We start from the raw sequence: 13129 nt of genomic DNA on the forward strand, positions 1-13129 counted from the left end.
GAATGTTAGTCTAATGCTATCTTACTGTCAATGAACACTCCTGATCCGCAAATTATCTATAGTCGCTTCGCTCCTCTGGCTGAACTAGCGAAGACTTTGGGACACCCGCACCGCCTCACATTGCTAGAGCACGCTGCCAATGGGGAACAGGCTGTAGAACGTCTGGCTGAGCTAACGGGGCTCTCGATTGCCAATGCATCACAGCACCTGCAGCACCTAAAGCGCGCTGGTTTCGTGCAAACACGGCGGGACGGGAAACATATGTTGTATCGTCTGGGAGATGGGCCCGTGGCAAATATCCTGGTGGCATTAAGAGATTATGCGGAGTTTCAGCAGGGCATCATTCGGCAGGTCGTATTAGATAGCCGTTACCAGCGGGACAACATGGAGGCCATTTCCATCCAAGAGTTAGTACGTCGCATGGCCGATGAGTCTATCGTGCTGTTGGATGTGCGCCCTGATGAAGAGTTTGCGCAGGGCCATTTGCCTGGTGCAGTTAATATTCCACTCAAAGACTTGGTGCCCAGATTGGGCGAGCTGCCAAACGAATCTCAAATCATCGCATACTGCCGTGACCCTTACTGTGTACTCTCCAGTGAGGCTGTCACAATACTGCGTGAAAATGGCCTCACCGCATTACGTTTGATTGGGGGAGTACCCGAGTGGAAAGCCGTAGGGTTAGCGGTAGAATTGTCCACAACTAAAGCTTAGAACACTCCGATCCAGCATGTCTGCTGAATCTAGAGCTCGTATTCAAAGCATGCCCATTCTGAGCTCCAGAATTAACTAACATTGAGTACCAATAGAAGCTTGTACACCCCACATAGCAAAACGCTCCCAATGGGTGTGATACATCTCCCGTTCACCTATCTTTCAGCCATTCAGGTGCTGACGTGGGGAACAAAGCCAGAGATGGCACCTTATACTCACAAACAAATTGCGAATTGGTGTTCACAATTCAATGCCTACTATGCTGGGAGTAAAACTCATGCCCCAGGGATAGCGCGGGTATTGAGAGTTATGCAGGATGTCGAAACCCAATGGGCTACGATCTTAGAATCAAAAAATTCAAACGAAGTGCTGCCATCCCACTCGATGGATGACTATAGATTGCCAGTGGAATGTTTTAAGGAGTGGCTACTGAGCACTAAGCCAAATAGCCTGGCACCGTAATTATTGGCAATAAATAAGCATCTGCCAGTAGGCTGGGGTTGTCCCCAGCTATTTCCACATCAGTGATGCTGAGCAGCTGCCATGGGCGTTCGAGAATGCATAGCGTGATATTGCCGACAGCATCAGTTAAGGCAGTTTCCTACCAAATGACCGTTTACAAATAATTTCTTACACCGCCGATAGCACATAGCCCCCTCTTGCCATACCTCCAATCCTGAAACGCCCAAAAGTATTATCAGCATCAAACTGCTTAGGTGGCTGGTCGGGGTATCGGCTATTGCCTTTCTCTATCACCTAGCGCTCCTTTACTGGCGATAATCATGTGCTCCCATTTCGAACCAGCCATCCAGAAACACCAGCTCACCAAGCATTTCAAGGTAGAGGCTACTGACCCTAGCCTAAGAACGATACCACTTAGAAAAGTAGCCTATAAATAATAAAGGTGTAATGCCCCATCTCTATACTTGCAATTCAATAGACGACACAAAATATCGAAGCCAAGAATCGCAAGGGACTGCAGCCATGTACTTCAATAGTCGATAAAAAGTAGACTTAACGCTTCTTCGTCATAAAATTTACAAGAGAGTAGACAGGGTTTGAACATTGAGACCATAAAGCGGTTTATATATGAAGAGTGTAAAGCGCCAGTATCACGATTTCCATGGCTTGGAATGGGTATCTTACTAATCCTTATAGCTCCGATATGGCCATTTGCTATGTTGCTTCATCCGTTACCAGCATATGACGATTTGATTATGCGTTCCGGCACTATACGGAGTCTTGAACTCCCAAGATCTAAAGAAAGTTGCGGCACTCGAGTTCTACTAAACACAGACACTGACCAGATTTCGTTCTGTGTCGATTTTTGCGGCCCGTTTCCTAGCGGGCTATCTGAAGGCCAATATATAAGCGCATGGCTAGACCCAGACCAATATGGGGCATGGCAGATACATGAAGGTAATCGAGTGGTGTGTTCATATCAGAATTCTGCATATGCGCTTGATTCAGGAAACCAACGACTGCCACTGATAACAGCCATTCAAGCTGTTTTGGGTTTGTTTTTAACTGCTATTGCGTTTGTTTTATGGCGGTCACGCTGCAAAAAGGCTTCGAATCACCCACCAACCACTTCAACTCGGAAGCGTCGCAAGCGGGGACGCAAGGGTTTTCGGGGTATATAGCACTGAATCCGTCTTTGGTAAGTTAAAACCCATAGTTGAAGTTGTAGGAACGCACAGTGAAATGCTGTTATGAACGACTGCACTTTGATTCTGCCAATTAGGCCCTGACACCCTTCCCAATAGCCATCCGGGACAGGGCTGGCCAATCTCGGATGTATTTGATTACATCGAGATGTTTTACAACCCGAAGACGAACTACAGCACGTCTCCAATCAGCAAGCAGAAATCCGTCGCCTTCAGGCTGAGCTGCGCCGCGTCACGAAAGTGGGGGCGATTCAGTAGAAAGAGACCAAGTGCTTATGCGTATTGAAGCTGCTAAGGCTCAGCTACCTGCTTCAGATGCTTTGAAGCATTTTCTTGAGTGGAAAAATGCAGAAGAGCGTTTAAGTCCAGGGGGGTTAATTCACATTAAAAACATATATTTAGCTAAATCTCGAGTTGGGTTGCAAAAAAACTGCTCAATCTCATTTTTGAGTTGCAAACTCTAAGCAAATGATTTTGCTGGATTATTTTTAAGTATCTGATTTTAATTAGATGAGAGTCTCGAGTTAAATTGCAAACGACATTTTTTGTCGCCTGAAATTTACATCAAGATTTTTGCAATCGAAAACTAGATTATTGAATTCAAGAGTATGTTCTCTGATATTAATGGGACAACCCTAAGTGGAGGAGGATATGCTGCCGTTGGTCAAGGCGACGATAGTGCCTGCGTTGCTTGGGTGGCGGGATCAGTTATACAGAAACAGTCGGCAAGCGCGTCCACGCTCTGCAGGACGCCGAGTAGGCCATAGGCGTTGAAAGAATTGTCCGCGCCTATTCCACAATGGCTGACATAGTTCGCCATGATCGACGGCATGTGGCGGGTCTGGAATGCAAATGCTTGCTCTTTCCAATTGCTCAGCATGAAAAATACCTGACAGAGAGGGCAACTGGAATGATTGATTCAATGATTTATTGTTATGGCGCGTATTTCTATAGTCCAGGATTAGTTACAATAGGCCGTTCGAACTGGAAGTGGCTGATTTTAATAAAAATAAATGATATTCAGTCTCAACATTGCAAAACCCCATCATAATAAAACTTATATTCTCACAACTATGGAGAGAGCCATGAACGCAACAGTCAAACAGATATTGCTGGGCATCTCAGCCTTCTGTATCAGCCTGAGTTTAAGCAGCCCGCTACTGGCAGACCCACCACACGGAAAAGGCAATGGAAATGGTGGCCCTCCCGGACAAATGAAAAAACAGCAACAACAAGGAGGAGGCTCTGACCGTTACTCCTACGATGGTCGCAGGGATGGAGGCAACATCGATATCGACATCCACTTCTCCACCAACCAACGCGTCATCATCCAGGACTACTATCGCGATCAATACCACGCAGGCCATTGCCCACCTGGGTTAGCGAAAAAGAATAATGGCTGCATGCCGCCAGGACAAGCCAAAAAATGGCGTAGAGGTTATCCACTACCGCGCGATGTCGTGTATTACGACCTACCTCCAGTCATCATGGCCAGACTGGACCCACCACCGCGTGGCTATAAATATGTCAGAGTGGCAGCAGACATTCTCATGATCGCTATTGGCACTGGCATGGTGATCGATGCCATAGAGGACTTGGGAAGCATGTAAGCAGCAAGGCCTATATCATGATGGTATAGGCCTTCTAGGGTCGAGAGATTGAGTTGCTATACGGTTGCACCCTGGTTGAACCCCGTGAAGGATGGTTATATTTGGCTACCTTGCTGGATATCTTTAATGGGGTAATAGCGCGAGTGTTCGATTACCTGCTGCGCCCTTGGAGCAATTGGGGGTTGGATCGGCCTTGGAGGTGTCTATCAGAAGGAAGGTTTGTAGGGAATCGTTCACCTGCAGTTTGATCCTGCTGCAGGCAGTGAAATGAAAGGCCCTTGTAATTCCAGGTTCATGGACATCAACCGATCTCCAGTAACTTGATCTTGTCGCCATCCACGCCGAACACGTGGTCGAGTTGCGCCGGGCTGCCAGGGAAATTGCCGACGACATTGGCTGTGACCTTCAAGCGATCTCCTTCTCGGGAAACGCTGACAGGCTCAACCGTGTACTTGAATGCCTTCTGTGCCTCACGCTGCCATGCTTGGATGGCTACATGCCCCCGATGCGTCTTGCCTTCGTCCACAACAATCGTATCCGATGTGAAGCAATGGGAAATTTGAGAGATGTCCGAGCCATTGCTGATCTCGAAGTAAACGGAGACTGGATCCGGTAGTGAAAGGGGCATGGTTGCGTTCTCGCTGTGATTTACTGTATGAGAATTTTCGCCATATACTTTCAAACTATCAAGAACGCACTAAAAAGTAAGTTACTGAGCCATGGGAAAGATATATACACCCGCCACTGCCGCCGTTGGCGTAGAAGAAGTCATTCGGCTACTGGAAGGCCGATGGAAGCTGATCATTCTTTTCCATCTTTTCGGTGGGCAAGCGCAACGCTATTCCGACTTTGAGAAGCTGATCCCCGGGATTTCTCAGAAGATGCTGGCCCAGCAACTTCGTCAGTTGGAAGCGGACGGGATCGTTTCACGCAAGCTTTACCCACAGGTACCCCCAAAGGTTGAGTACCGACTGACGGAGTGGGGGCAGGCCTTGTGCCCCGCTTTGGATGCAATGCTGAAATGGGCGGAGAAGCGCGAATCGTTGCTGCCAGCACACGGAGGCGCGACTCAAGAGTCCTCTTGAACTTGTGCAGTAAGCCACTATTTAACCCTGCCTTCCGCCGTCTTGGCGTGTTAATTAAAGTTCCAGCGATGCTGGCCGTGGTGTACATCGTCAATAATAGTAAGATTTGGTATCGGCGACAGTAGACAAGGATTGGCCTCAATGAATACACATGACGATGGCTTAGCTAATGTAGAGGTATCATTGCTCAAAGCATTTCAGGCGTTTCATGAGGCTGGTCGCATGAAGCCTTCTAGCGACTATGACCGGGTGGTGGATGTCATGGAAGAGTTGGTGAAGTTCACTATACTCACTCGTGATATCTCCCCGTTACTTGTCGACCGATACGGCGAACGCAAGAATAGGGTCGAAGCCTTGTCTCGGCACCTGTAGCAGAAAGCCATGTGATGTCAGTATCGGCCACCACAGTGCATGACAATGCCTGGCATGTTTTTTTGGTGTTTTTAAGGCTGGGACTAACCTCTTTTGGCGGTCCTATCGCACACCTGGGCTATTTCCGTACGGAATTCGTCGAGCGTCGCTGCTGGATTGATGACCGTGGCTATTCTGATCTTGTCGCACTATGCCAGCTTCTCCCGGGACCGACTAGCAGCCAAGTTGGTATGGCGCTAGGCCTGGGTCGGGCTGGCTGGCCGGGCATGCTGGCGGCTTGGGCGGGCTTTACCTTGCCATCGGCAATAGCGCTGATCCTATTCGCCTTCGGCATCATTCAGCACCAAGGATTGATCGAATCAGGCTGGGTGCATGGTTTGAAGGTCGTCGCAGTGGCAATAGTAGCGCAGGCGGTCTGGAATATGGCCAAGTCGCTATGCCCAGATCAGCCTCGTGCCGTCCTGGCTATCCTAGGCGCGCTTCTGACCCTGCTCCTGCCAACTGTCACGGGACAGATCGCTGCCATCGTCGTTGGAGGCCTGCTGGGCCGCTGGCGACTCACTTTATCACAGCAGGTTATTAGTCAAGCACATGTATATCCCGTCTCGCGCAAACTCGGCATCGTCGTCTTGCTGCTATTTGCCGTATCATTAGTTGTCCTGCCACTATGGGCTGCGGTCAGCGGTTCTTCGAGCTGGGCACTGCTCCAAGGCGTTTATTACTCTGGCGCACTTGTCTTTGGTGGCGGTCACGTCGTCTTACCGTTACTCCAGGCCACGGTCATACCCAGTGGAACAGTGAGCAATGCTGATTTTCTAGCAGGCTATGGCGCAGCTCAAGCTGTACCTGGGCCGCTGTTCGCCTTCGCGGCATATCTGGGCGCCGTGGCTCAGGGGCCACTACACGGCTGGTTAGGTGGGTTCGTGCTACTTGGGGTAATCTTCCTGCCGGCTTGTCTGGTGCTTATCGGCGCGCTACCTTTATGGGAAAGCCTCCGCCACCGCCGGGGTATCCAAACTACAATAGCAGGGATCAACGCCAGTGTGGTCGGTATCCTGCTGTCAGCCCTTTATGATCCGGTGTGGACCAGCTCCATTCATAGCACAGCAGACTTTGGGCTTGCGCTGACTGCATTTGGGCTGCTGGTTTATGGCCGTGTACCGCCTGCCCTAGTCGTCCTGATAGCTGCGCTAGGGGGGGTGGGTCATGTCGTTTGCAATTTAAATCCAGAGTATTAGCAGCCTCATCCTGCTACAGCATATGGGCATAGGTTCTGCCTAGTGCCATCATCTGGATCGGGTTGCTCATCACCGGAGCCCATCCCAGCCTGGCTGGCGTAGTCTTCGGGCTCATGGCCCCGGTGCTTTCTCACGCGTTCATCGCCAGTTGCTCAAGAAAGCATCCTCAGATAACTATAACAGGCACAACCACTGCGTAAGCTCCGTATTGCCCAACGCGAGCTGCCGCCGGTGACTCGCATCCGAATGGCACTTCATCCCTGGGTGGCATTCGGCATCATGCCATTATTCGCCCTGGCCAATGCCGGGGTCAGCCTACCCAGTTTAAATAAGCAAGTCGTGATTATGCGTTGATTGATTTGGTTCTATTATTCAAATATTATTGAAATATGGAATCAAAAATCATCGTTACAGCTTTAGCCGCTCTTGCCCAGGAATCCCGGCTCTCAATATATCGACTTCTCGTGCAGGCTGGGACAGCTGGTTTGGCCGCAGGCAAGATCAGCGAGTCTTTGGGCATCGCCCCATCTTCATTATCTTTCCATATGAAAGAACTCAGCCATGCCCAGCTAGTGACGTCGCGTAATGAAGGCCGTTTTGTCATCTACTCAGCCAATTACGAGCACATGCACAGTGTCCTGGCCTACCTCACTGAGAATTGCTGTGGCGGTGTTCCGTGCACTCCAGTGCAATTTCAACTTTCTAAAGCATCAGCCAAATGACCATTAAAACTTTCAATGTCCTCATCCTTTGCACAGGCAACTCCGCCAGAAGCATCATGGCAGAGGCCTTGTTCAACAAATTAGGTCAGGGCAGGTTCAAGGCCTATAGTGCCGGCAGTAACCCCACGGGCAAAGTGAATCCCTTCGCCATCGAGCAAATTGCTGACCTTGGGTATTCCACCGAAGAATTGCGTAGCAAGAGCTGGGATGAGTTTGCCAAACCAGAGGCCCCAAGGATGGATATTGTCATTACTGTTTGTGATAACGCAGCCGGAGAAGCCTGCCCCATCTGGCCTGGTACTCCGGTTTCAGGACATTGGGGTTTTGAAGATCCCGCCGCTATTGAAGGTAGCGATGAAGATAAGCGGATTGCTTTTTCACGCATCCGCGGGCAGATACAGCATTGCGTGGAACGCTTCATCAGCCTGCCAGTCGAGTCCATGAGTGCCTCCGATATCAAACACTTGCTGGATAGCATCAAATGAGTATGTTTGAACGCTATCTCACCCTCTGGGTAGCCTTGTGCATACTGATAGGGGTTTCCTTAGGGCAGCTTTGGCCTGACGTATTCCAGGCGATTGCCCGGCTTGAATTTGCCCAAGTGAACTTACCGGTTGGGTTTTTGATCTGGGTCATGATCATCCCTATGCTGGCCAAGGTGGATTTTTCGGCTCTGGGGCAAGTACGCCGGCACGTCAAAGGTATCGGTATCACGCTATTTGTGAATTGGCTGATCAAGCCATTCTCAATGACATTGCTTGCCTGGTTATTCATTCGACATCTGTTTGGCGGCATGATGCCTGCTGATCAGGTAGACAGCTACATTGCCGGATTAATACTGCTCGCTGCCGCTCCTTGCACGGCGATGGTGTTTGTCTGGAGCCGGCTCACGCAAGGCGACCCCTTGTTTACCTTATCCCAAGTAGCACTGAACGATATCATCATGATCTTTGGCTTTGCTCCCTTGGTCGGGTTGCTGCTGGGCATTTCTGCGATCAGTGTGCCGTGGGCTACGCTCACGACATCTGTTGTGCTTTATATTGTGATTCCGGTGTGGGTGGCTCAATTGCTGCGCAAGGTAGTGCTGGCCAAAGGACAAGCTAGTTTTGAGCGGGTCATGAAAGCTGCGGGTAGCTGGTCGATTGCTGCATTATTGCTGACATTGATTTTGCTGTTCGGCTTTCAGGGGCGCTCCATCATTGAGCAGCCACTTGTCATTGCACTCCTGGCAGTCCCTATCTTGATCCAGGTATTCTTCAATGCTGGACTGGCCTATTGGCTGAACTACAAAGCGCGTGAACGACATAGCGTGGCTTGTCCCTCAGCCTTGATCGGTGCGAGTAACTTTTTTGAATTGGCAGTTGCCACCGCTATCAGTTTGTTTGGCTTTCATTCGGGGGCGGCCTTAGCCACGGTCGTTGGCGTTCTGATTGAAGTTCCGGCCATGCTCGCAGTAGTTTGTATCGTCAATCGCAGCAAGGACTGGTATCAGCGAAACCAAGCAAGGACTTAAGGGGAAAATGCTGATCATTGCATAAAAAAAACAATGCAAGCCTGGAGCTCGATTGCCAGAATTCTTCTCAAATTATGTTGCAAATATAAAGTAGTGGATTTGCAAGATGCTTTGTAAGCGAGTGATTTGCCTATCTCTGGGCAATATCCACGAAAAAGTCACCGTCAGCGGCTGCATCATCGGCATCCCTGCCAAATCTGGCGCCTGCAGACCTCGCCATACCTCATCGTCAATCCACAGATGCCAATCCAAGCCGTACGGCAACAGCAATAACTCTGCCGATTCATCTTTACTTGGCATTTTGTCGCTCACTTGGTTACGTACCTTTCCTCGTGGTCCTAGGGGCTCGGCTTTTTCATTTGCATAGTCTTTCAAATTGAGGGTTTGTGGATGAAGGGCGCGGCTGATCCAGATGCTCGCTAGGATGGAATGCAAAAGAAGTTTTGCATCTTCATGCTAAAAATGTACTATACAGTTTAGTTTTAAACTAAACGGTTTGGTTTTATCGGGTAAAGTCTATGGAGATTGTAATATGCACATGGTTTTTAAATTATTGATGGTAGTCCTGGGCTTGGGGTTGTGGGGAACTGTCCTCGCGGTTGAACAGTCGCCCAAAGTCGTAGTGTTGGCATTCGAGCTCAATGATCTGACCAATCTGCCTAATGCGCCGGAAGAGCTGCAGCGCATCGATTTATTGTCGACCAAGTTCAAGGAAGCGCTTAAAAACAAGGGAGTGAATGTCATCCAGGAAGGTGCCAAGGTGAAATCGGAGGTGGAGCAGCATTCGCCTACCTATCTTTATGACAACGTAGAAACGGCGATTGAGCTCAACAAGGAAACCGGGGCGGATTACCTGGTGATTGGCGTGGCCTTGAAACCCACCTATTTATTTGTCTATCCACGATTGATCTTGGTGGACGTCAAAAAGCGTGCTGTCGTCATGTCCAAGTCTGCCCAGCTGGAGAGTTCGTGGAGCGATAAAAACACCACAATACGCACAGCGGAAAAACTTGCCCAATTGATCAAGGATAAGCTCGAACAGTTGAGCGAAGCCGCCAAATAACTGAAGTTACCGCGCTGTTTCACCAGACTGCATTCATAACTCGATGAACGCATATGTGTCAGAATGAACGGTATAGTACATATAAGGCAAGGCAATGGATTTACTCAATAGCGCATGGTTGATCCACATGATAGAACGCAGCGGCAAAAAACCGGCCGAGAAGCTGCTGTGCGTATATTCCCTTCTCGATACTTGGCTGAGTGCGCCCGGCATCCGGGAGAGGGCGCTTGAGGAGTATGCATCGCAACATTCTTTGGCTGCGGTCTGTCCCGTATTAAGCGCGCACTTGCTTCGACTCGCTACGGTAGCAAAGCTGCAGAATCCTGCAGCCGTCGTTGCACAGTTGATGATTTTGTTGCAAGGGGCGGTCGCTGAGGAATTGCGCAGTCCCGGGACGGGCGCGTTGCTAACCGCCCAACAGGCGGCAAAGACCGTATTGGCGGACGCGCGGCCGCCGCTCGCGACGAGGATTGAGAAATCCTTGCTCGCAGGCGGGTATGCCGCGGCAGTGACTGCCATCGCTATTCTCGGCCTGCATGTCTGGCCTTCAGGACAACATCAACAGGCGCAATTTGCCCAGCAGGGCACCGAATATCAAGAAGCTGCGGTTGTGGACGCCATCGACCCGGATCTGCTGCTTAAGGCGCTTGCCTTCAAACGCAATATTCAGTCGGGAATCTGCCCGGCCCCCAGCTATGCGAGCGTTCCCCAGGATCAGTTGCAGACTTACATGCACGTCGTGCAGTCTGGGTTATCCAGTAACCCGGCATTGGATAGCCGGAAGCTGGAAGCATTGTTGGCATGGTACGAACAACATCGGGCTTGGGAGTGCTACTCCAAGTTGCAAAACAAGCAAAAGATAATATTGGGAATGGGCGTTTGATATGGCAAGGCGGATGCGTGAGTACATCTTGGAGGTAGCTGGCGATTTGTTTTCCAGGCAAGGCATCAATTCGACGAGCGTGGACAGCATCGCCGCCCAGGCGCAGGTCGCCAAGGTGACCTTGTACAAATACTTCAAGTCGAAGGAGCTTCTCATCATCGAGCACCTTCGCACCCAGGAAGAGAAGCTCTGGCAAAGGCTGGCCGAGGCGTCACGGCAGGAAAGCGCGTTGGCTGAACTGGAGGCATTGGTCGTCGGCCTGCTGGATATCATCGGGGAAAAGGATTTCAAAGGGTTTGCCTCGATCAAGGCCGGCGTCGAGTTTCCCCAGTCTGATCATCCGGTCAATCAGAGATCCCGGGAGTTTTCCAGGCAATTGAGAAGTCAGTTTGCGGAGTTGGCGGAGAAGGCCGGCATCAAGCAGGCCGAGGCCTTGGCATTGCAATTGGCGCTAGTGGTGGAAGGGGCGGCCATTACGGAAAGAAGCCAGCAAGGCAGCGATTTCGTTGGCCATGCCAAGTCCTTGGTTAAAACGCTGATTAATAGTGCAAGCTAAATTGCCCTGCTGTTGTTTTAGGCAGTTCATGATTCAGCAGCCATTTTTTACGTTCCAATCCTCCCCCATATCCGGTCAGGGATTTGTCGGACCCGATCACTCTATGGCATGGCACGATAATGCCGACCGGATTGGCGCCATTCGCCAGCCCAACGGCACGCACGGCCGAGGGCTTGCCTATTTTCTCCGCCAGGGCGGCGTAGCTGATGGGCGTTCCCGGGATGATATCCCTTAATGCTTTCCACACCGTTCTCTGGAAGTCGGTGCCTCCGGTTGCAATCGCGATAGTGTCTATGATCTGAAGGTCGCCTTCAAAATACGCCTGCATTGCCAAGGCCGCTGGAGATGTTCCTGAATGCGTATTCAATATGACGGTATCGCCACGGTATTGCCTTTGCATCAAGAGGTGCAGGCGGTCTTCATGATCTTGCCAATCCAGGGCGCGAACGCGTTGATGTTCGTCCGTGACGAGCAGCATTTGTCCAATCGGCGTATTCATTCTTTCCATCAATAACGATAGGTGCGGCATTCACTGTCTCCTATCACGTAGTGCAAGAAATATCCCCGGATGGCGATTGAAAGATAATTGGTTCCTAAATTCAAAGCTGCGAGCGGCACGGTATTCATGATTCCTGCTCGCGCGCGAGCAACTCGCGTTTGCGCTCGACGCCCCAGCGATAGCCGGAGATATCGCCATCCCGCCGCACCACGCGGTGGCAGGGAATCGCGACCGCGATCTTGTTGGCGCCGCAGGCCTGCGCCACGGCGCGGACCGCGCGCGGGCAGCCCATGCGCTTTGCAACTTCGGCATAGCTGACGGTAGTTCCTGGCGGGATTTCTCTCAGCACTTTCCATACTCTCTCCTGGAAAACCGTGCCGCGGATATCCAGAGGCAGGTTCAAGCCAAGCGAGGGCGCTTCGACGAAGCCGACGACCTGGGCGACCAACTGTTCGAAATCCTCGTCTCCGCCAATCAGGCGCGCTTTGGGAAACTGGTCTTGCAGGTCGCGCACGATCTGTTCAGGATCGTCGCCCAGCAGGATGGCGCATATTCCCTTCTGGCTCTGGGCGACCAGGATCGCGCCCAGCGCGCATTGCCCTACGGCAAAGCGGATCACGGCGCCGCTCCCTCCGGTACGGTAGTCGCTTGCCCGCATACCGAGCAATTGCCCGGCAGTTTCATAGTAGCGGCTGCTGGAGTTGAAGCCGGCGCCGTAAATGGCGTCCGTGACGGAGTTGTCCGGCGTATCCAGCTGCGCCCGCAGCTTGCGCCCGCGGTAGGCGCTTGCATAAGCCTTGGGCGTCAATCCAGTCTCGGCCTTGAAGATGCGGTGGAAATGGTAGGCACTCAGGCCGATGCGTGCGGCCAAGTCGTTCAGCCTGGGCGGCGTTTCCGACGCCTCGATGAGCTTGCATGCCTTGGCAACCAGGGCTGCCCTTTCTGCGGCGAGGGTATTTTTGTCTTGCTTCCTCTGGCTGGGGCGGTAACCTGCGGCTTCGGCCAATGCCGGGGTGGCGAAAAACTCCACATTCTTACGTTTCGGCAGCCGGGAGGGCGAGCTGGGCTTGCAATAGATTCTGGTGGTCTTCACGCCATAGACGAAACAACCGTCCGCCGCCGCATCCCGGTTGGCAATTGCTTGCCAGCGTGCCTCGTCGGAAAGATAAGCCGGTTTGCTCATGCCGGGCTCCATTGCAATATCCTCAAT

The 13129-nt window shown here is 51.3% G+C and carries 18 protein-coding genes; 13 read left to right on the top strand and 5 right to left on the bottom strand.

All coding sequences use genetic code 11. The annotated features are described in order from the left end of the window. Positions 1–30 precede the first annotated feature (30 nt). Both ACJSDX_RS10510 and ACJSDX_RS10515 read left to right on the top strand, forming a co-directional pair. A complete protein-coding gene (locus tag ACJSDX_RS10510) occupies positions 31–711 on the top strand; it encodes an ArsR/SmtB family transcription factor (RefSeq protein ID WP_407994632.1) in 681 nt (226 codons plus the stop codon). A 1942-nt stretch (positions 712–2653) separates the two neighbouring features. Beyond that, positions 2654–2842: a hypothetical protein gene (locus tag ACJSDX_RS10515; RefSeq protein WP_407994633.1), complete on the top strand. Its 189-nt coding sequence runs from the start codon at positions 2654–2656 to the stop codon at positions 2840–2842. 200 nt (positions 2843–3042) lie between these two features. Here the strand turns inward: ACJSDX_RS10515 and ACJSDX_RS10520 are convergent, their stop codons facing one another. Then, positions 3043–3258 (bottom strand): hypothetical protein, encoded by a 216-nt coding sequence (locus tag ACJSDX_RS10520; RefSeq protein ID WP_407994634.1) that lies wholly within the window; start codon positions 3256–3258, stop codon positions 3043–3045. Positions 3259–3463: 205 nt separating this feature from the next. Between ACJSDX_RS10520 and ACJSDX_RS10525 the strand changes: the two genes are divergently transcribed. Then, positions 3464–3988: an RcnB family protein gene (locus ACJSDX_RS10525; RefSeq protein ID WP_407994635.1), complete on the top strand. Its 525-nt coding sequence runs from the start codon at positions 3464–3466 to the stop codon at positions 3986–3988. A 301-nt stretch (positions 3989–4289) separates the two neighbouring features. Here the strand turns inward: ACJSDX_RS10525 and ACJSDX_RS10530 are convergent, their stop codons facing one another. Then, positions 4290–4616 carry a nuclear transport factor 2 family protein gene (locus ACJSDX_RS10530; RefSeq protein ID WP_407994636.1) on the bottom strand — a complete coding sequence of 109 codons (327 nt, stop codon included), beginning with the start codon at positions 4614–4616 and terminating at the stop codon, positions 4290–4292. A gap of 91 nt (positions 4617–4707) precedes the next feature. On the opposite strand from ACJSDX_RS10530, the gene ACJSDX_RS10535 reads away from it, so the two are divergent. The 7 genes from ACJSDX_RS10535 to arsB all read left to right on the top strand — a co-directional run bounded on the left by ACJSDX_RS10535 (position 4708) and on the right by arsB (position 8918). After that, positions 4708–5073, top strand: coding sequence for a winged helix-turn-helix transcriptional regulator (locus ACJSDX_RS10535; protein WP_407994637.1), 366 nt, complete (start codon positions 4708–4710; stop codon positions 5071–5073). Positions 5074–5295: 222 nt separating this feature from the next. Next, positions 5296–5445, top strand: coding sequence for a hypothetical protein (locus ACJSDX_RS10540; RefSeq protein ID WP_457137258.1), 150 nt, complete (start codon positions 5296–5298; stop codon positions 5443–5445). A 14-nt stretch (positions 5446–5459) separates the two neighbouring features. Continuing rightward, positions 5460–6683 (top strand): chromate efflux transporter, encoded by a 1224-nt coding sequence (gene chrA / locus ACJSDX_RS10545; protein ID WP_510355936.1) that lies wholly within the window; start codon positions 5460–5462, stop codon positions 6681–6683. A 222-nt stretch (positions 6684–6905) separates the two neighbouring features. Continuing rightward, positions 6906–7037 carry a Na+/H+ antiporter NhaA gene (locus tag ACJSDX_RS10550; protein WP_407994752.1) on the top strand — a complete coding sequence of 44 codons (132 nt, stop codon included), beginning with the start codon at positions 6906–6908 and terminating at the stop codon, positions 7035–7037. Between the two features lie 35 nt (positions 7038–7072). Beyond that, positions 7073–7405: an ArsR/SmtB family transcription factor gene (locus ACJSDX_RS10555; RefSeq protein ID WP_309564274.1), complete on the top strand. Its 333-nt coding sequence runs from the start codon at positions 7073–7075 to the stop codon at positions 7403–7405. Then, a complete protein-coding gene (locus ACJSDX_RS10560) occupies positions 7402–7890 on the top strand; it encodes an arsenate reductase ArsC (RefSeq protein ID WP_407994638.1) in 489 nt (162 codons plus the stop codon). The genes ACJSDX_RS10555 and ACJSDX_RS10560 overlap by 4 nt, the downstream gene beginning before the upstream one ends. After that, positions 7887–8918 (top strand): ACR3 family arsenite efflux transporter, encoded by a 1032-nt coding sequence (gene arsB / locus ACJSDX_RS10565; protein WP_407994639.1) that lies wholly within the window; start codon positions 7887–7889, stop codon positions 8916–8918. Before ACJSDX_RS10560 ends, arsB begins: the two co-directional genes overlap by 4 nt. Positions 8919–8990: 72 nt before the next feature. On the opposite strand, the gene ACJSDX_RS10570 is transcribed toward arsB, so the two are convergent. Continuing rightward, positions 8991–9353, bottom strand: coding sequence for a hypothetical protein (locus ACJSDX_RS10570; protein ID WP_407994640.1), 363 nt, complete (start codon positions 9351–9353; stop codon positions 8991–8993). Between the two features lie 103 nt (positions 9354–9456). On the opposite strand from ACJSDX_RS10570, the gene ACJSDX_RS10575 reads away from it, so the two are divergent. The 3 genes from ACJSDX_RS10575 (at position 9457) to ACJSDX_RS10585 (ending at position 11420) form a co-directional block, all read left to right on the top strand. Then, positions 9457–9981 carry a DUF2380 domain-containing protein gene (locus tag ACJSDX_RS10575; protein WP_407994641.1) on the top strand — a complete coding sequence of 175 codons (525 nt, stop codon included), beginning with the start codon at positions 9457–9459 and terminating at the stop codon, positions 9979–9981. 94 nt (positions 9982–10075) lie between these two features. Beyond that, positions 10076–10864, top strand: coding sequence for a hypothetical protein (locus tag ACJSDX_RS10580; RefSeq protein WP_407994642.1), 789 nt, complete (start codon positions 10076–10078; stop codon positions 10862–10864). 13 nt (positions 10865–10877) lie between these two features. After that, on the top strand, positions 10878–11420 hold the full coding sequence (locus tag ACJSDX_RS10585) for a TetR/AcrR family transcriptional regulator (RefSeq protein ID WP_407994643.1): 543 nt from the start codon (positions 10878–10880) through the stop codon (positions 11418–11420). Here ACJSDX_RS10585 and ACJSDX_RS10590 read toward each other — a convergent pair. Both ACJSDX_RS10590 and ada read right to left on the bottom strand, forming a co-directional pair. Continuing rightward, positions 11404–11949, bottom strand: a complete 546-nt coding sequence (locus tag ACJSDX_RS10590) for a methylated-DNA--[protein]-cysteine S-methyltransferase (protein WP_407994644.1) — start codon at positions 11947–11949, stop codon at positions 11404–11406. The two genes, ACJSDX_RS10585 and ACJSDX_RS10590, sit on opposite strands and share 17 nt — an antisense overlap. 94 nt (positions 11950–12043) lie before the next feature. Further along, on the bottom strand, positions 12044–13102 hold the full coding sequence (gene ada, locus ACJSDX_RS10595; RefSeq protein ID WP_407994645.1) for a bifunctional DNA-binding transcriptional regulator/O6-methylguanine-DNA methyltransferase Ada: 1059 nt from the start codon (positions 13100–13102) through the stop codon (positions 12044–12046). Between the last annotated feature and the right edge of the window lie 27 nt (positions 13103–13129).

This window comes from Methylobacillus draconifructus, from assembly GCF_045984355.1.
Lineage (GTDB): Bacteria > Pseudomonadota > Gammaproteobacteria > Burkholderiales > Methylophilaceae > Methylobacillus > Methylobacillus flagellatus_A.